Below are 18731 nucleotides of genomic sequence, written 5' to 3'. Positions count from 1 at the left end.
CAGAATTGGGGGATTAGGGGGCAAAAAAGTTGCTTGATAATTTCCCCCAGAATTGGGGGATTAGGGGAAAAATCTCCTTATATTAGGTTCGGGTAATTGCTTAGAATTGGTGTTGGGTTTCCCGTGGAGACGTTCCATGGTGTGGATGGGTCTTTAACCCCCAATGAAACCGTCGCGATCGAAATATTATTATTGAGCGATCGCGCACCAGAAACCTTAGACTTAACCCGACAAGAAATCGACGATCTCCTAACATATGGATGTTAGCCAAACTGGTGATCTGACACAACAAGATGTGTTTAACAACATTCAAGCCCTAGATACGACCGCCTAAAAAGTGATTGCCTCAATTAACATTAAGCCTCCCGTTACAATTGGGGGGCTTTTTATTGATTTTTCAACAAGACCACTGGATAAAATATAAAAAATTATCGGAAAAATACACGCAAAGGGTCAGTTTTCCGATACCCTCTTATAAGGAACTCGATCGTTAGGAATAAGGTTAAGAAAAAGTTATGGTAGATGCAGCTTCTAATCCGTTGACACAGCCGATGGATATTCAAGAGTTAGCGATTACGCTCTCGGCTAAAAATTTGAATCCGACAATGTTAACGTTAGACAATTTGCGCTCTTTGGGAGTAATTCCTGCAGACTGGGAATTAGCAAAACAGCCCGTTCTCAATCAATTACAAGCGCGTTTAAATTTTAAAAATGGCGTTAATATTGTCGCTCAACAACGGAATATTACCTTTGCTGAACCAATTAATGCCCAAAATTCAAAAGCCGTTTCTGCGCCAACAGTGGCGAAAGAATTTGTGAGTAAGTTCGCAAAAGCAGATTACCAAACCGTTAGCGTCGCTCCCAAAACGATCGTTAGCTTTGGTAAGGAACAAAATGCTAACCCGCGTCAATTTATTATGGAAAAATTAATTGCACCTGGACCCTGGCGAGAAGTGGGAAATGGCTCACCACAAGCATCGGTTAACTTTGTGTATCAGTTACAAGAGTGTCAATTGAATTTAAGTGTGAATGAGGTGCGGTTACGGGCGCAAAATCAGCCCAATCAAGCGGTTCCAGCTTTATTATTCTCTGGGAGCTTCAATTATCGATCGAGTCAGGAGGGGAGTCAAACGATCGCGCAATTACAAGGACAAATCGATCGTTGGTCTGATAACCTCGAAACATTTAGCAAAATTGTTCATCAACAATTCTTAGGCAAAAGCGAAGGGGGTATCTTCCCCTCGCAAGTTATGCCAAACTAGCGAAAAAACCATTGTTATCTAGAACAGCCAGCTTCGGCGTTGGTTGTTCTGGAAAACCGCAGGCGAAGAGATCACAGTGATTGGAGGAACGTAAGGATAACAATATGACCGAGGTGATCAAAATTAACGAAACCCCGATTTTCCCAGAGAACCTACTGTCTCATCTGAGAACTTATCAGATGTTGCCACAACTGTTGCGAGAATTGGTCATTGATCATGCGATCGCGCAAATCGAATGCTCCCCAGAAGAAATAGAAACCGCAAAGAGACAATATTTAACTCAAAACCGACTGACTGATCCCAAACGTATTCAAGGCTGGCTCAATCACAATCGGCTCAACCAAGAGGAATTTGAAAAAATCGCCGTGCGCAGCTACAAACTCAAAAAATTTCAACAAGAGACCTGGGGCGCGAAAATTGAATCCTACTTTCTCCAACGTAAACGCGATCTTGATCAAGTGGTGTATTCCTTGTTACGAACCAAAGATAACAATACCGCAACCGAACTCTATTTTCGCCTCCAAAACAACGAAGCCAGCTTTGAAGCATTGGCGCAAACCTATTCCGAAGGCCCCGAAGCCCAAACCAGAGGAATTGTCGGTCCGGTGCCTGTCACCACCCCGCACGAAAAAATTGCCAAAATGCTAGTGTCTAGTGAAGTGGGGCAACTGTGGCCCCCCGTGCGCGTCGGCGAATGGAGTATTATCGTCAGGTTAGAAAAATTGATTTCAGCGCAACTTGATGATGCGACTCGTCAGAAACTTCTAAATGAACTCTTTAGCAAATGGCTAGAAGAGCAAATCCAGAAAATTACTAAGATCGAGCCTTTAAACTCGGAAACCTCTGAGGTAGCATAATGACTTTTACCACAACTGACTTCGTTACTTTCCTCTCGGAAACATCTCCTTTTGATCAGCTTCCCCAAGAAGCCTGTGTTGCCCTCTCGAAAAAACTACAGCCCCTCCGCTACAAAATGGGGCAAGCACTCGCCCTGCAAGAACGAATGCCCACAGAAGTCCAGATTGTTTATGAAGGACAAGTGCGGTTATTAGGGTATGAAGCAAAGACGCAAATGCCCACCACGTTAGGGTTAGCCAGAAGTGGCGATTTGATTGGCTGGGTGGGGTTAGTTCGGGGAACGCCCTGTGAAACGGCGATCGCGTCGGAAGAGTCCATCTGTTTGAGCTTGAAGGCGACAGATTTTTGGGAACTTTATAACCAGTATGAGTCTTTTCGAGAAGCCTTACAGAGCCAATGTAGCGCGATCGAAGCCTTTACCCTATTGGCGATCGAACAAGATCGACAACCTCACGGGGGGATTGACTTAAAACAAGTCACCGAAAATGCCCTGAAAACAGCGATTGTGCAAACGTTACCCCCAGGGAAAAACAAAATTAGCGCCGATGATCATCCCCTCAAAGATGAGAATCGCCTGTGGTTAGTGAGTGGCGGTGGGAAAATTACTGATTACTCGATCGGGAGTCGGTTGGAAATCAGCACCGAGACAACATTAGAAGTGCAAGAAGAACAAGCCGCCCGTCTCATTGGGTTTGAAACCTCACAACTCCCCTGGTTAAATCCTCACGCCCTCGCCACGCTAGAGAAAGAACCGTCAACAGAAACCGCAGAAGAAGAAGTCAGCCCCGCGATCGCCGAAGGGATGGAGATTCCAGAAGCCCCCAGCGTGATTCCTGGAACTGATGACTACGAACAAGAAGGGGAAACGATCGGGATTAAAAAATATCCCCATGTGCGACCGCGCGGGAACACCACACTCGATCGCGCCTTTGCTTGCTTCCAAATGCTCAGTCAATACTTCCAAGTGCCATTCCGTAAGGAAGTCATTAAACGAGTGTTGACCGACCAACTGCGACGGAGTGAAACCCTATCCTTACCCGTAGCAGGAGCAATCACAGAATTATTGGGATTAAAAGCACAACTAACAAAAATCCCCACCAAATCCATTCCTCGCATCACTCCTCCCGCCTTAATCCGTTGGGGAGAAGACCTCGCCATTCTCTATGAAAGCAACGATCGAGAAGTGGTTTTAGGGATTCCCGCCGAAGGAGTCGTCACCAAAACCATTGCAGAATTTGAAGAAACCTGGGGAGAAGGAGGGCAACTTCTCCTCTTAGAAGCCACCAAAGAAACCCCACAACAGAGGTTTGGCATTCAATGGTTTGTTCCCTACCTGAAACGGTTTCGCGGCACATTAATCCTTGTTTTCATTGCCTCCTTCTTCGTTCAACTGTTTGGACTGGCGAACCCCTTGATGATTCAGGTCATCATTGACAAAGTAATTGTCCAAAATAGCCCCGATACCTTGAACGTTTTAGGGGGTTTCCTGCTGGTGATTGCCATCTTTGAAGCCGTCCTCAGCACCCTGAGAACCTATATCTTTGTGGATACCACCAACCGCATCGACATGAGTTTAGGGTCAAAAATTATTGACCATCTGCTGCGTTTACCCCTGCGGTACTTTGAAAAACGCCCCGTTGGTGAGCTTTCCAGTCGCGTTAACGAACTAGAACGCATCCGTCAATTTTTAACAGGAACCGCTCTCACTGTTGTTCTCGACTCAATTTTCTCCGTGGTGTATATTGCCGTAATGCTGATTTATAGCTGGCAATTGACCCTCGCCGCTTTAGCTGTGATTCCCTTATTGATGGGATTAACCTTTTTCTTCTCTCCCACCATTCGCCGTCAACTGCGAACCAAAGCCGAACGCAATGCCGCCACTCAGTCTCACCTAGTAGAGGTCTTATCAGGGATTCAAACCGTAAAAGCACAAAACATCGAGCTGCGATCGCGCTGGCGGTGGCAAGAATTATACTCCCGTTACGTCTCTGCTGGCTTTAGAAACGTTGTCACCTCCACCATTTCCAGTTCCAGTAGTAACTTCCTCAACAAAGGATCAGGTTTGATTGTTCTTTGGTTAGGAGCATACTTAGTGTTACAGGGAGAACTCACCCTCGGACAATTAATCGCCTTCCGAATTATCGCGGGTTATGTAACTAGCCCTCTCCTCCGTCTGTCGCAACTGTGGCAAAACTTCCAAGAAACCGCCCTTTCCTTAGAACGTCTCAGCGACATCGTAGATACTCCCCAAGAAGGAGAAGAAGACCGAGACAACATTCCCATGCCCATGATTGAAGGCGCAATTCGCTATGAGAATGTTTCCTTCCGCTTTAAAAATACCGGTCCCATGCAACTCAATAACATTAACCTTGATATTGAAGCAGGTCAGTTTGTGGGCGTTGTGGGACAAAGTGGCGCAGGGAAAAGTACCCTCACCAAATTAGTAGCACGTCTTTATGAACCAGAAGCGGGACGGATTTTAATTGATAACTACGACATTTCTAAAGTTGAACTGTACTCCCTACGGCGACAAATTGGCGTTGTTCCCCAAGACCCCTTACTATTTGAAGGAACTGTCCAAGAAAACATTTCTTTAACTAATCCTGACGCAAGCACAGAAGAAATTATCGAAGCCGCCCAAGCCGCCGTCGCCCATGAATTTATTATGGATTTACCCAGTGGCTACAATACAAGAGTAGGAGAACGGGGAGCATCCTTATCAGGTGGACAAAGACAACGGATCGCGATCGCGCGGACTATTCTGCAACGCCCACAACTCCTAGTTTTAGACGAAGCCACCAGCGCCCTCGACTACACCACCGAAGAACAAGTTTCCCGTAACTTAGCCGACGTTTTCCAAGATCAAACCGTGTTGTTCATTACCCATCGATTAGCTACGATCAAAAATGCTAATCTCATCCTAATGATGGATGCGGGAAGAATCGTCGAACAAGGCACTCACGAAGAATTAATGGCGCTTCAAGGTCGCTACTTCTATCTTTATCAACAACAAGAATCTCGCGTCTAGTTATCCCGAAAAGGAGAAAAATAATGACCTCAACCAACGGTAAAAACTCCAACCAAATCGTTTCTAATAAAAATGGAAACATTCAAGTCAAAAGTTCCCAACTCGCTAAATCAAAAACTGATGCTCCCACTCCTTATAATCCCTACGAAGAGGACTTCGATCAATCAGTCGTGCTGCGACAGTCTCCCTTATGGCCCAGAGTCGTTCTTTGGACAATTTTAGGAGTGATTACCTTTGGGGTGACTTGGTCTTATTTTGCCAAAATTGAGCAAGCAGTGGGAGCGCAAGGACAACTGAAACCGCAAGGAGATGTGAAGGAAGTTCAGTCTCCGATTAACGGTGTGATTAAAGAAATTGCCACCAATAAAACCATTGAACCAGGAGAAGACCCCACTCGTAAAGGAGAACCCCTAGAAGACGGCGATATCGTAAAAAAAGGACAGATTCTGTTCCATTATGATTCCACAACGGCTCAAGCTAGAATTGACTCCTTACAAAACATTAAAGCAGCACTTCAACAGGAAAATAGTTTCTATCGTCAGGTGATGAACAATGCAGCAACCGCACCAGGGGCGGTAGAAACGGAAATTAATCGTTTAGATATTCCTGTAGAAGTGGCGATGTTGGCTCGCAATCGCACCGCTTTAGTAGAAGAAAATCGTCTCTACCGCGCTCAAATTGGTTTGGGAGAACGGGATGAAAACTTAGGTATAGACGAAGTTGAACGGTTACAAGCCTCTAGCAGAGAATCTAGCACTCGCACCGAGTCCGCTCGTTTAGAAGGAGAACAGATTCAACGACAACTGCGTCAAGTGGAGATTCAACTCAAAGATGCGAGGACTCAGTTAGAAACAGAGCGACAGAAGTTAGAAAAATTAACCACTTTATTTGAGGAAGGGGGAATTTCCGAGTTTCGGCAAATTGAACAAAAGCAAAAAGTACAACAACAAGAAGCACGGTTGGAGCAACTGAAAGAGGAAAAAGAACGGCTGTTATTAGATATTACTCAAGCGGGACAGGAGTTGGAAAATACAGAAGCGGTAACGCAAAAAGATGTCCTCGATCGAATCGCTCGTAATAAACAACAAATTGCACAAATTGATAGCCAGTTGACAAAAGCAGTGGTTGATAATGAAAATCGGATTTCCGAACTGGAAAGCCAGATGAGTCAAGCGCAACAACAACTGGAATATCAAAACTTGAAAGCACCGATTACAGGAAAAATCTTTGATCTCAAAGCCAGCCCTGGTTTTGTGGCAAACACCAGCGAAAAATTAATGAAAATTGTTCCTCAAGATAATTTAATCGCAGAAGTGTTTATTACCAACAAGGATATTGGGTTTGTGAAAGAAGGAATGACAGTGGATGTTCGGATTGATTCTTTTCCCTTTAGCGAATATGGGGATATTGAAGGGGAATTAGTTTCTATTGGTTCCGATGCTCTTCCTCCTAACGAAACTTATGATTTCTTCCGTTTTCCCGCTAAAATCAAGCTCGATCAACAAACCTTAAAAGTAAAAGCGCGAGAAATTCCGCTACAGTCTGGAATGTCGGTCAGCACTAACATTAAATTACGAGAAGATCGACGGGTGATTAGTCTCTTTATTGAACGCTTTACGAAAGAGGTGGAAAGCCTGAAAAATGTTCGTTAATCTGAAAGGGATTGAGATTGTAATTTAAGGAACAATTATGGAAATTACCGAATTAAAGCGAGAAATGGAAACGATTTCACAACGCCTGGGGAAAGCCCAGGAGTATCTTTGACCTACCTTTAATTCAGGCGCAAATTGAAGATTTAGAACAGCAAGCAGCGCAACCTGAGTTTTGGGATGACCCTGAAACGGCACAGGGAACGCTGCAAAAGCTGAATGACTTAAAATCAGCTTGGGAACAATATCAGAAGTGGCGCGATCGCGCAGAAGATACCAAAGCAATCCTTGAGTTGCTGGAAACCGAAGCCGATCACGCCCTCTGGGAAGAAGCCACCGAGAATTTACAAACCTTAAATCAGGCGCTCGATCGATGGGAACTGCAACAACTGCTCTCTGATCCTTATGATGAACGAGGAGCAGTCTTAACCATTAACACGGGGGCTGGCGGAACCGATGCTCAAGATTGGGCGCAAATGCTGTTACGGATGTATTCTCGTTGGGGAGAGAAACAAGGCTATACCGTCAACTTAGCGGAACTTTCCGAAGGGGATGAAGCGGGAATTAAATCCGCCACCCTCGAAATTGAAGGACGCTATGGGTATGGTTATCTAAAAGGAGAAAAAGGAACACATCGTTTAGTGCGGATTTCTCCCTACAACGCCAACGGGAAACGCCAAACCAGCTTTGCTGGCGTGGAAGTGATGCCGATGTTGGATCAAACCACAATCCAAGACATTGAACTGCCCGAAAAAGACTTGGAAATTACCACCTCTCGCGCTGGTGGGAAAGGCGGACAAAACGTTAATAAAGTCGAAACCGCCGTTCGTGTGGTTCATCTTCCCACAGGGATTGCCGTGCGCTGTACCCAAGAGCGATCGCAGCTACAGAACCGCGAAAAAGCGATCGCGCTTTTAAAATCAAAACTAATTGTAATTGCCCAAGAACAACGAGCGCAAAAAATCGCCGAAATTCGGGGCGACGCAGTAGAAGCCGCTTGGGGAAATCAAATTCGGAACTATGTGTTTCATCCTTACCAAATGGTGAAAGACCTCCGCACCAACGTAGAAACCAGCGCCGTCGAAGATGTTCTCGATGGGGAAATTAACCCCTTTGTCGAGGCATATCTTCGCAGCAAACAGTAACAGTAGGTTGGGTAGAGACGTTCCATGGAACGTCTCCACGGGAAACCCAACATTAATCAGTAAAAGTAGGTTGGGTGAAGCGAAGCGAAACCCAACAGATTAGTCAAAACAGCTGTAAACTACCCCCTAATATCAAGTTCGGGTAATTGCTTATAATTGGTGTTGGGTTTCGCTTCACTACACTAGGGCCTACTGTTTATCATTGATTGAGTGAACCTGATATAACCCCCCAATCTTGGGGGAACTTCAGTAGAGTCAAAACAGCCCCCTAACCCCCAATCTTGGGGGAACTTCAGTAGAGTCAAAACAGCCCCTAACCCCCAATCTTGGGGGAACTTCAGTAGAGTCAAAACAGCCCCCTAACCCCCAATCTTGGGGGAACTTCAGTAGTAAACGTAGGTTGGGTAGAGACGTGCCATGGAACGTCTCTACGGGAAACCCAACATTAATCAGTGACCAGTGACCAATGACTAATTAAATCATCGATCGAGCGCTGGGAACAATACGTTAAACTAACGAAAGTTTAGTAACAAAAACTTAACCAAAATGACAGAACAACAAACCACCCAACCTCAAAACACCACCGAAAAACCGAGCTATATCAAACTAGCAATGCGGAACATGGTGCGTAAATCAGGAAAATCTCTAAAACATTTCTTTCTCAGCACCATCGGCTTACTCGCCCTGTTTATTGGTTTATCATACATCACCCACTAATGTCTGTCTCCGTTACAATTAATATTCAAGAGCATCACAAACAAGCGTCACTTCCAAATCGTACAGTTTGGGAAAACTGGTTTCAAACTTGGGTGCAACATCTAGAAAACCAACTTCCCCAAGCCGAAGCCTACGAATTGACCCTTTGTTTAAGCGACGATGCCGAAATTAAAGCACTTAACGCTCAATATCGGCAAAAAAATCAACCCACCGATGTTCTTGCTTTTGCCAGTTTAGAAACCCCTTTTCCTTCAGGAGAAGCCTTTGAAGGAGAACCCTTATATCTTGGCGATATTATCATCTCTGTAGAAACAGCACAGGAACAAGCCACAGAAAATGAGCATTCCTTAACCCAAGAATTAGCTTGGTTAGCGGTTCATGGCTTACTCCATTTGCTCGGTTGGGATCATCCCGATGAGAAAACACTAGAAGCAATGCTGACTTATCAAGAAACCTTATTGGTCATGTCAGGTCATAAGTAAGTGTTCTTTCCCTTTGTTTCTCCAGAGTGAAACTTTTGTAAATTAAGGTAATCGAGAAAATGACAGTAAACGCAGGCACATCTTTTACTCAGCAAACTTCTTCCCAAAAACAAGGGGATGACGTGATGACTCTAGTTTCTAAACCATCTACTGATTCCAGTAACTTAAACCAGATTTCATCAACTCGCAAACTTGCCTTTAAAATTGCTCCTAATTTATTCACCAGTTTCCGTTATGCTTTTGCTGGTGTTCGCTATGCCTTCTCCACTCAGCGTAACTTTCGCATTCATACCGTAATCGGTACAATTGCCATTAGTTTAGGCATATTTTTAGAGATTAGTAACGTAGAAATGGCAGTCATTGGGATTACAATCGCTTTTGTCTTAGCACTAGAATTGCTCAATACCGCCCTAGAATCAGTGGTTGACCTCACCGTTAAGCAAACCTATCACGAATTAGCAAAAGTCGCTAAAGATTGCGCCGCCGGAGCCGTATTAATGGGAGCTTTAGCGGCGTTATTTGTTGCAGGGATAATTTTATTTCCGCCCCTATTCACTCTCATTTTGTCCTGAGAGAACGTTAAAATTTGATAACGAGCCTTACTTATATTAGATTCGCCAATGATCCTCGTTATCGACAATTACGATAGTTTTACTTATAACCTAGTTCAGTATTTGGGAGAATTGGGAAATCATCTCCCCGTTGCGAAAGAGATTCAAGTGTATCGCAACGATGAAATTACCTTGAGCGCGATCGCGCATTTAAATCCCAACGGAATTGTGATCTCTCCAGGGCCAGGACGACCGGACGACGCTGGCATCTCCCTCGCCCTGATTCGAGAATTTGCCCCGAAAATCCCAATTCTGGGAGTGTGTTTAGGTCATCAATGTATCGGACAAATCTACGGCGGGAAAATCACCAACGCTAGTATTTTGATGCACGGGAAAACCTCCCTCGTTTATCATCGAGGAGAAGGAGTCTTTGCAGAATTAGACAATCCCTTCACCGCTACTCGTTATCATAGCCTAATTATCGATCGAGCCTCTTGTCCTGAACAACTAGAAATCACCGCTTGGGTAGAAGACGGAACAATTATGGGAGTGCGCCATCGCCACTATCCGCACCTGCAAGGGGTACAATTTCACCCCGAAAGCATCCTCACCGCATCAGGAAAGCAACTGTTGCAGAACTTCTTAACCTCCTTAACCGACTTAGTGCAAGTGTGATTATGAAACGACGACAGTTTATCCGTTATGTGGGTTTAGGAACATTAACCACAATTAGCGCAACGGTGCTTTATCCTCAAAGCTACCAAGCACAAACGCCCCCAGAATTAGAAATTACATCACTCGGACACACCGCCTTCCTATTCAGTAGTGATAACCTTCGCATTTTAGTCAACCCATTTAAGCCCATCGGTTGCACCGCAGGATATCCCGCACCAGAAGTGAATGCCAACCTCGTGATGATTAGCAGTCAGCTATTTGACGAAGGGGGAGGAGTCGCCAATTTACCCAATAATCCGCGAGTTTTATTTGAACCAGGCTTATATCAATTTCGAGGAATCGAGATTCAAGGGATTAGTATGCCTCACGACAGAGAGGGAGGACGTAGATTTGGGCAAAATATCGCTTGGTTGTGGCAACAAGACGGATTAAAAATCCTTCATTTAGGAGGCGCAGCCGCCCCTCTCGAATTTGACCAGAAAATTTTAATCGGGAAACCTGATGTTGTCATTCTTCCCGTTGGCGGTGGAGAAAAAGCCTATACACCGCAACTGGCAAAACAAACCATTGAAACCTTAAATCCAAAATTAGTAATTCCCAGTCATTATCGCACCGAGGCAGCCGATGACAACAACTGTGATTTAGTAGGAGTGGAAGAATTCACCCAACTGTTAAATCCGATTCCAGTTCAGCAACTAGAAACGAATAAAATGACAATCAAGCCTAATGCGCTACCCGAAAAAATGACAGTTAAAATAATGAATAATCAACCTTTATTTGCTCAGTCTCAGTAAATAATTGCCGAAAAACTAAAAAATGTAAATTATCCTACAAAAATTCTGAAATAAAACCAAAATCAACCCTTAAAAAATGTCAATTTCAAGAGAAGAATATCAAAACCGTCGTCAAACCTTAATGGAAAAAATCGGTCAGGGAACAGCTATTTTTAGAAGCGCACCCACCGCCGTCATGCACAATGATGTTGAGTATCCCTTTCGCCAAGATAGTGATTTTTATTATCTCACTGGCTTTGATGAAGAAGAAGCAGTGTTAGTGCTTGCCCCTCACCATGAAGAACATCAATTTATTTTATTTGTTCAACCGAAAGACTTAGAAAAAGAAACTTGGACAGGGTATCGAATTGGAGTGGAAGCCGCTAAGGAAAAATTTGGCGCTGATGAGGCTTACCCAATCAAGGAATTAGAGGAGAAATTGCCCCAATACATACAGAAAGCAGACTGTATTTATTATCATTTTGGACGTGATGAAGGCTTTAATCAGCAAGTTTTAAAACATTGGCAAAATTTAGTTGCAAAATATCCTAAAAATGGGATTGCACCGAGTGCAATTTCCGAAAGTAATTTTATTTTACATCCCCTGCGACAAGTAAAAAGTTCCGAAGAATTATCACTCATTCGGAAAGCGGTGGATATTGCCACTGAAGCACACAACCGCGCTAAAGAATTGGCGCAAGTGGGTAAGTACGAATACGAAATTCAAGCAGAAATTGAATATATTTTTAGTAAAAATGGTGCGGTTTCTCCTGCTTATCCCAGTATTGTTGCTTCTGCAGAAAATGCTTGTATTTTGCATTACATTGAAAATAAAAAACAACTGCAAGAAAATGATTTACTCTTAATTGATGCGGGATGCTGCTATGAATATTACAACTCAGATATTACTCGCACTTTCCCAGTGAGTGGTAAATTTACAGGAGAACAAAAAGCCATTTACGAGATTGTATTAGAAGCACAGTTAAAAGCAATTGCAGAAGTAAAACCAGGCAATACTTATAATCAATTCCATGATACAGCAGTAAGAGTTTTAGTAGAAGGATTACTTGATTTAGGAATTTTACAAGGAGACATTGAAGAGATTATTAAAGAGGAAAAATATAAGCCTTATTATATGCACCGCACTGGACATTGGTTAGGTTTAGATGTTCACGATGTTGGTGGCTATAAACTGGGAGAAGAACATTGGCAAACCTTGCAGCCAGGAAATATTTTGACCGTTGAACCAGGACTTTATCTTTCTCCTCATGCGAAACCAGTGGAAGGACAGCCAGAATTACCAGAACGATGGCGCGGTATTGGTGTCAGAATTGAAGATGATGTTTTGGTGACTCCTGATGGTAATGAAGTTTTAAGCGCAGGTGTTCCTAAATCAATTGATGAAATGGAACATTAATCAGTGACCAGTTATAGCGCTAGGCAAGAGGCAAGAGGCAAGTTGCCTTAGTGAGGTATAGGTGAGTTTCAATATTTTGGAATGTGTGCGACCTGATTTTTTAGCGCTATAGTTGTTTGATTTTAGGCTTTGGACAAGATAATCGTCCAATTCATGTTGTTTGTGCGCCCAAGACAGAATATCTCGCTATTATTACAGCTTACTGTCCAGATATTAACGATTGGTCATCAGATTTTCGGAGGAGAAAAAACTAATGGAATGTCCATCTTGTCAAGGAAAAATGCAATGGAAAACTGCTCCCTTTTCCATCGATCGTAATGGTTATCATATTACTTGGGATGCAATTCCTGCTTGGGTTTGTGAGGACTGTGGCGAAGTTATTTTTGAAACTAAAGAAGTTGATTTAGTTCAAACAGTAGTAAAAAGTAGGTTGGGTGAAGAGAAGCGTAACCCAACACCAAGTAAAAAGTAGGTTGGGTGAAGAGAAGCGTAACCCAACACCAAGTAAAAAGTAGGTTGGGTAGAGACGTTCCATGGAACGTCTCTACCCAACACCAATTATAAGCAATCACCTGAACCTGATATTAGATAAAAAATAATTTAATAATGACGACTACCACGAATTCAATTATTACCAAAGATCAGGCACTTTCTTTATTAGAAACAATCATTAAACAATCAAAAGCTGACGGAGTTTTTGTTACGGTTAATGCTGAAGAATCTGCCCTCAGTCGCTTTAGTGAAAATCAGATTACTCAAAATCTCGATCGAGCGCAGGTGAAAGTAACCATCACCAGCTATTATGGGAAACAAAGTGCATCTGCTGCCACTACCGAACTAGATGCCGCCTCGATCGAAGACACCCTTAACCGTTCTCAAACCTTAGCACAAGTCGCCCCTGATGACCCTGAATGGGTGGGATTATTGCCACTGCAACAATATGATCCTCGCTTTCCCGCCAACGACGAGGCAACAGCGAATTTCTCCCCATTGCAGAAAGGAGAAATGATCCAGCAGGTAGCTGAGAAATGTCGCCAAAACGGAGTCGATGGTTCAGGAACACTCAGCAGTCGGGTAAAATTGCAAGTAGTGGGCAATTCCGAGGGGTTACGTGCTTGTGAAACGGGTACAGATGCAAATTTTAGTTTTACCGCCCGTGTTGGCACTGGTTCAAGTTGGCATCAACGCAGTAGTTACTCAATTAACAATTTACCTGTTAATTACATCATAGATAAGGTGATTGAAAGGGCGATCGCATCCCAAAACCCGCGAGAAATTCAACCAGGATGTTATCCAGTCATCTTTGATGCGGCTGCTTTTGCCGACTTACTGCCTTGGATAATCTGGAATTTAGACGCAAGGGCTGCCGACGAAGGACGTTCTTTTATGTCATCTGCTGAAGGGGGAAATCGTCTCGGAGAATCCTTATTTAGCCCCAATGTAGAAGTTTGGCGAGATGGAAATCATCCTTTATTACAAACAGGAACATTTTTTAGTGATGGCTTCCCCAACACTCGTTTACCTCTGATTCGACAAGGCAAAGTAGAAAACCTCAGTTACAGTCGATATTGGGCGCAACAGAAAGAAACTTCACCAACAGGGGCGTTTTACCCGATCGTCATGTCTGGAAGTGACAAGTCTTTAACCGATTTAATTGCAGAGACAAAACAGGGAATCTTTATTTCTCGCGCCTGGTATGTGCGTTATGTTAATCCCCGCACCTTAGAGGTAACTGGAATGACCAGAGATGGCACATTTTGGATTGAAAATGGCGAGTTAGCCTATCCCATTAAAAACCTGCGCTTTAATCAAAATCTTCCTGAAATGTTAAACCAAATTGATGACTTATCAGAAGTACAAAGATTTGGGGGAACAGTAGTTCCTGGCGTGAGAGTCAAGGGATTTAATTTTAGTAGCGTCACCGACAGCATCTAATAATAGTTTCATAAACTGGCGCTATGTACCGATCGCCCCAAACCCCCTTAAAAAGGGGGAATCAGATAATTTACCAATTCCGAAAAACCTTTTCCTTCTGATGCTTCTGTTACATATTTCGGAATGTGGGTTAATTGTTGCTGATAAGGTTTGATATTCGCCACTCCTACCGATATCGGGAAAATTTCAGGATTGAATAATGATTCATCATTAGGACTATCGCCAATGGTTAAAACTTCTTCGTTGCTAATGTCTGGAAAATAAGTTTTAAGAACAGTTTGTAAGCCACTTGCTTTGTCCTGCAATTGTGGTTTGATATGACATTGTACGCTGCTATAAGTAAAGCCATAGCCTTGTTGCTGACACTCCTCCGCAATTTGTTTTAAGTCAGCAATTGATAACCCCGCAACGTCAAATGTCCAGTCTGTAAAACGAAAAGCATTATCAGGAGATTCTTGTAGGTGAGGAAAGGAAACTTTTAGTTGTTGGAAAACTGATTCTAAATTTTGACGATGTTGGTTTCGGGAAGGAATTGAAACCAGAAAATCTGGAGACGCTTCGGGATCATGATAGTAAACTCCTCCATTTTCCGCGATCGAGCCGTCAACTGGCAAATAATTTCTTAAGCCATTCACCCACCCTGCCGATCGTCCAGTCACAATAATTAATTTAATTCCTACCGTAGGCAACTGTGATATTGCCTCAATTGCAGCCACCGTCAACTGACCTTTTTCCGTAACTGTGCCATCAAAATCTGTGGCAACCAGTTTCACTTTTTTAGCATCTTCTGATTTGAAATTAGCAATAGGACTCATTATAAAACACGGTTTTTCTGTAATTTTATACAACTAGGCAATTGATTTCAACTCAAGCAACGCAACGGACTAAAATTAGTGGACAATAGATCAAAAGAGTGAATAGAAACCACTCTCGATGTAAAAAAATAGTTTCTGTAATTGCCGAAAATTCAACACATAAACCCATGACTGGAAAAGTAATTGATAGTGGTGCAACTAGCTTTTTAGTTCTCATCATCCCGATCGCGCTGATTGCGGTGGTTGTTGCTACTGCTTGGCCGATCTTGCTTGCGTTGCTACTGATCATAATCATTTGGCAAATTATTCAACAATGGCAATGGCAACGATTTATTAACAAAGTCAATCCGATTTTCAATCAACTGCTTAAAGACAACAATGGATGTGTCACCCCCGTTGATCTTGCCATGAAAGCGAACGTTGAAGGGAATCAAGCCAACAAGTTTCTAGACTACAAAGCAACAGAATTTAGTGCCAAAAGTCGAGAGATTCCTAATCAAGGTAAAGTTTACTACTTCCTTACCTCTAGCGCTGTAGAAAACTTTTTTACCGAACCAGATTCTCTCGATAACCTAGAATTAGAAGAAGAGAATGACCTAGCAGAAAGCAGCGAAGAAATAACAACCTCTTCTGTTGCCAAAACAAGCAATTTTTCTCAAGTCAATTCTAATGTTAATCGTGCCACCGCAACGCAAAGGGAAGTTACCTCAACTTCACCTCCCGCAAACACTGAAGAAGACAATCAAGTTTCTCTGATTCAAGCCGAACTCGCCCGCCGTTTAATGGTTCATCCTAGCACCGTTGGCAAAAGAAAATTAGACCCTGATTTTTCTCAATGGAGTCGCAAGCGCGATCCTGAGAAAATTTCGTGGCACTATTCCGATGAAACCAAGTTATTTTACCCTTTAGATGAGTAGTTTGACAGTGATCAGTGACCAGTAATCAGTGACCAGTAATCAGTGATCAGTGATCAGTGACCAGTGACCAGTGACCAGTGACCAGTGACCAGTGACCAGTGATCAGTGATCAGTGACCAGTGACCAGTAAATTAATAATTGATCAATCTTTCTTTCGCTTTTACTAATCAAGTTCGAGAACTACTGGTAACTGCTTAACTGGTCATTGGTCACTAATTGGGTGTTGGGTTTCGCTACTCTTCACCCAACCTACATTTTTGTCCTTTGTCCTTCGTTCTTTGTCATTCGGGATTAGTAAGGGATCAGTTTTCCCAATGACCAATGACTAATGTACAGACGTTCCATGGAACGTCTCTACCTAATGACTAATTTATGTTGGGTTTTGCTACTCTTCACCCAAACTACATTTATCGGAGAGTCTTAATGAGAAAAGGAACACTTTATTTAGTGGGAACACCTATTGGCAATTTAGAAGATATGACATTTCGGGCGATTAAAACCTTAAAAACAGTTGATTTAATTGCCGCTGAAGATACACGCCACACAGGAAAATTATTACACCATTACGAAATAGAAACGCCTCAAATTAGTTACCATGAACATAATCGGAAACAACGGGAACAAGAAATAATAGAATCCTTACAGCAAGGGAAAATAATTGCCCTCGTCACCGATGCGGGAATGCCTGCAATTTCTGATCCAGGATATGATTTAGTTAAGGCTTGTTTAGCTGCAAAAATTTCTGTAGTTCCCATTCCTGGTGTTACCGCAGCCATTACGGCTTTAGCGGTTTCAGGATTATCAACCAACCGTTTTGTTTTTGAGGGGTTTCTTCCCGTGAAAGGGAAAGCGAGAGAAGAACGTTTACAAGCAATAAAACAGGAAACAAGGACGATGATTTTATATGAATCACCGCATAAGTTAAAGGCAACTTTGCAAGATTTAGGGGAGTTTCTGGGCATTGATCGAGCGCTTATGTTAGGAAGAGAACTGACTAAATTTTATGAGAGTTTTCATTATTTCACTTGCGAGGAAGCCATTAATTACTACACCGAAAAAACACCGAAAGGGGAATATACTTTAGTGGTTTCAGGAAGAGAAGAAAGTAGGGAATTAAATCTTTCTTCCGAAGAAATCAAAGGAGAATTGAGACAACTTTTAGCACAAGGAATCCCTCGCTCGCAAGCGAGTCGTCAGTTAGCAAAATTAACTTCTCTTTCTCGTCAAGAAATTTATCAATTATCAATGGAACTAGAATAAAATCAAGACAATGGAATCAGAACGTCTTTATTGGTTAGCATGGTCGCAAGTTTCAGGAGTCGGTGCTGTTACCCTCCAAAGATTACAAAAACATTTTTCGAGCTTAAAAAAAGCCTGGGAAGCGAATCAACAAGAATTACAACAAGTGTCTGGGTTAGGAAAGAAAAGTATAGCGCAAATTCTTGAGCAGCGATCGCGCCTTTCTCCCGAAACAATTTTAACCGAACATCTGAAAAAAAATCCCCAATTTTGGACTCCATCGGACGAGGAATATCCACGCTTATTATTAGAAATTCCTTCGCCACCGCCGACACTTTATTATCGAGGAAAAATTGACCCTCAAGAAATGCAGGGAACACGACCTTTAATTAGTATTGTTGGCACTCGATCGCCCAGTGAATATGGGAAAAAATGGACGCAAAAACTAACATTTACCCTTGTTAAACATGGTTATACAATTGTTTCAGGATTAGCCGCTGGTATCGACGGGATCGCCCATCAGAGTTGTTTAGAAGCAGGAGGAAGAACAATCGCCGTTTTAGGAACAGGATTAGATATTACTTACCCCCAAGAAAATCGAAACTTGTATCAAAAAGTCGAAGAAAACGGCGCAATTTTAACCGAATATGCTCAAGGAACGCAGCCCGATCGAGGCAATTTTCCAGCCAGAAATCGCATTGTTGCGGGTTTATCTCGCGCCGTAATTGTCACCGAAGCCCCCGAAAAATCAGGGGCATTAATTACCGCCAAATATGCCAACGAATTTGGGCGTGATGTATATGTTTTACCGGGATCATTAGATAATAAAAACGCGATCGGGTGTTTAGGATTACTGAATCGAGGCGCAAATGTTATTCTTAGCGAAGGGCATTTATTAGAAATGTTGGGAACAATGCCACAACTAGACTTATTACCCGAAAAAAGCGCTCCTGAGCCAGAAATTGCCCCAGAATTAAAAGAAATTTTAAGCGCGATCGCTTCAGAACCAACTGCCTTTGATTTAATCGTGCAAAACGTTCCTCAAACCCCAAATGCGATCGCTGCAGGATTATTACAATTAGAACTACTCGGTTTAATTTCCCAAGCGCCTGGAATGCGTTACCAACGCATCAATTGATTAATATCGTTTTGAACAATTAGCGCTACATAGCGATCCCCCCAACCCCCCTTATTAAGGGGGGCGAAGGGGGGATCAACCGTAGCAGGATTTTTTCAAACAAAATGATACAATGTCGAAATTTTTGACA

General features: G+C 42.9%; 19 protein-coding genes. 18 read left to right on the top strand and 1 reads right to left on the bottom strand.

The window, feature by feature from the left end:
* Positions 1-96 precede the first annotated feature (96 nt).
* The 15 genes from DACSA_RS20340 (at position 97) to DACSA_RS05745 (ending at position 14492) form a co-directional block, all read left to right on the top strand.
* Complete coding sequence (locus DACSA_RS20340; protein ID WP_156800677.1) at positions 97-267, top strand: hypothetical protein; 171 nt, start codon at positions 97-99, stop codon at positions 265-267.
* Positions 268-515: 248 nt separating this feature from the next.
* The gene (locus DACSA_RS05800; protein ID WP_015228852.1) at positions 516-1262 is read left to right on the top strand and encodes a hypothetical protein; all 747 of its coding nucleotides are present in this window, start codon (positions 516-518) and stop codon (positions 1260-1262) included.
* A 104-nt stretch (positions 1263-1366) separates the two neighbouring features.
* A complete protein-coding gene (locus DACSA_RS05795; protein WP_015228851.1) occupies positions 1367-2119 on the top strand; it encodes a peptidylprolyl isomerase in 753 nt (250 codons plus the stop codon).
* On the top strand, positions 2119-5148 hold the full coding sequence (locus DACSA_RS05790; protein WP_015228850.1) for a peptidase domain-containing ABC transporter: 3030 nt from the start codon (positions 2119-2121) through the stop codon (positions 5146-5148). The genes DACSA_RS05795 and DACSA_RS05790 overlap by 1 nt, the downstream gene beginning before the upstream one ends.
* Positions 5149-5171: 23 nt before the next feature.
* Positions 5172-6800 carry an HlyD family efflux transporter periplasmic adaptor subunit gene (locus DACSA_RS05785; RefSeq protein WP_015228849.1) on the top strand — a complete coding sequence of 543 codons (1629 nt, stop codon included), beginning with the start codon at positions 5172-5174 and terminating at the stop codon, positions 6798-6800.
* Positions 6801-6837: 37 nt separating this feature from the next.
* Positions 6838-7942, top strand: a protein-coding gene (gene prfB / locus DACSA_RS05780; protein WP_015228848.1) for a peptide chain release factor 2 whose coding sequence is annotated in 2 segments (ribosomal slippage) — positions 6838-6909 and positions 6911-7942 — 1104 coding nt in all. Because the reading frame shifts where the segments join, the coding sequence is not laid out codon by codon here.
* Positions 7943-8488: 546 nt separating this feature from the next.
* Positions 8489-8659, top strand: coding sequence for a DUF3285 domain-containing protein (locus DACSA_RS18925; RefSeq protein WP_015228847.1), 171 nt, complete (start codon positions 8489-8491; stop codon positions 8657-8659).
* A complete protein-coding gene (gene ybeY / locus DACSA_RS05775; RefSeq protein WP_015228846.1) occupies positions 8659-9141 on the top strand; it encodes an rRNA maturation RNase YbeY in 483 nt (160 codons plus the stop codon). The genes DACSA_RS18925 and ybeY overlap by 1 nt, the downstream gene beginning before the upstream one ends.
* Before the next feature lie 125 nt (positions 9142-9266).
* Complete coding sequence (locus DACSA_RS05770) at positions 9267-9713, top strand: diacylglycerol kinase family protein (protein WP_041235712.1); 447 nt, start codon at positions 9267-9269, stop codon at positions 9711-9713.
* 48 nt (positions 9714-9761) lie between these two features.
* Positions 9762-10367: an anthranilate synthase component II gene (locus DACSA_RS05765; RefSeq protein WP_015228844.1), complete on the top strand. Its 606-nt coding sequence runs from the start codon at positions 9762-9764 to the stop codon at positions 10365-10367.
* Positions 10368-10369: 2 nt separating this feature from the next.
* Positions 10370-11161 carry an MBL fold metallo-hydrolase gene (locus DACSA_RS05760; RefSeq protein ID WP_015228843.1) on the top strand — a complete coding sequence of 264 codons (792 nt, stop codon included), beginning with the start codon at positions 10370-10372 and terminating at the stop codon, positions 11159-11161.
* A 76-nt stretch (positions 11162-11237) separates the two neighbouring features.
* Entirely contained in the window at positions 11238-12557 is a 1320-nt protein-coding gene (locus DACSA_RS05755) for an aminopeptidase P N-terminal domain-containing protein (protein ID WP_015228842.1), read from the top strand.
* Between the two features lie 116 nt (positions 12558-12673).
* Positions 12674-12811, top strand: a complete 138-nt coding sequence (locus DACSA_RS22835; RefSeq protein WP_083874373.1) for a DUF4258 domain-containing protein — start codon at positions 12674-12676, stop codon at positions 12809-12811.
* The gene (locus tag DACSA_RS05750; RefSeq protein WP_015228841.1) at positions 12811-13029 is read left to right on the top strand and encodes a YgiT-type zinc finger protein; all 219 of its coding nucleotides are present in this window, start codon (positions 12811-12813) and stop codon (positions 13027-13029) included. Before DACSA_RS22835 ends, DACSA_RS05750 begins: the two co-directional genes overlap by 1 nt.
* 134 nt (positions 13030-13163) lie before the next feature.
* Positions 13164-14492, top strand: a complete 1329-nt coding sequence (locus DACSA_RS05745) for a TldD/PmbA family protein (protein WP_015228840.1) — start codon at positions 13164-13166, stop codon at positions 14490-14492.
* 47 nt (positions 14493-14539) lie between these two features.
* On the opposite strand, the gene DACSA_RS05740 is transcribed toward DACSA_RS05745, so the two are convergent.
* Positions 14540-15307 (bottom strand): HAD-IIB family hydrolase, encoded by a 768-nt coding sequence (locus tag DACSA_RS05740; protein WP_015228839.1) that lies wholly within the window; start codon positions 15305-15307, stop codon positions 14540-14542.
* Between the two features lie 167 nt (positions 15308-15474).
* On the opposite strand from DACSA_RS05740, the gene DACSA_RS05735 reads away from it, so the two are divergent.
* The 3 genes from DACSA_RS05735 (at position 15475) to dprA (ending at position 18601) form a co-directional block, all read left to right on the top strand.
* The gene (locus tag DACSA_RS05735; RefSeq protein ID WP_015228838.1) at positions 15475-16224 is read left to right on the top strand and encodes a hypothetical protein; all 750 of its coding nucleotides are present in this window, start codon (positions 15475-15477) and stop codon (positions 16222-16224) included.
* Between the two features lie 423 nt (positions 16225-16647).
* Positions 16648-17484 carry a 16S rRNA (cytidine(1402)-2'-O)-methyltransferase gene (rsmI, locus tag DACSA_RS05730; RefSeq protein WP_015228837.1) on the top strand — a complete coding sequence of 279 codons (837 nt, stop codon included), beginning with the start codon at positions 16648-16650 and terminating at the stop codon, positions 17482-17484.
* 10 nt (positions 17485-17494) lie between these two features.
* Positions 17495-18601, top strand: coding sequence for a DNA-processing protein DprA (gene dprA / locus DACSA_RS05725; protein WP_015228836.1), 1107 nt, complete (start codon positions 17495-17497; stop codon positions 18599-18601).
* Positions 18602-18731 lie beyond the last annotated feature (130 nt).

The sequence above is a fragment of the Dactylococcopsis salina PCC 8305 genome (genome assembly GCF_000317615.1).
In the GTDB taxonomy this organism is placed as follows: Bacteria; Cyanobacteriota; Cyanobacteriia; order Cyanobacteriales; family Rubidibacteraceae; genus Halothece; species Halothece salina.
The sequence above is the reverse complement of the archived record's forward strand: the minus strand, read 5'-3'. Positions and strand labels throughout refer to the sequence as shown.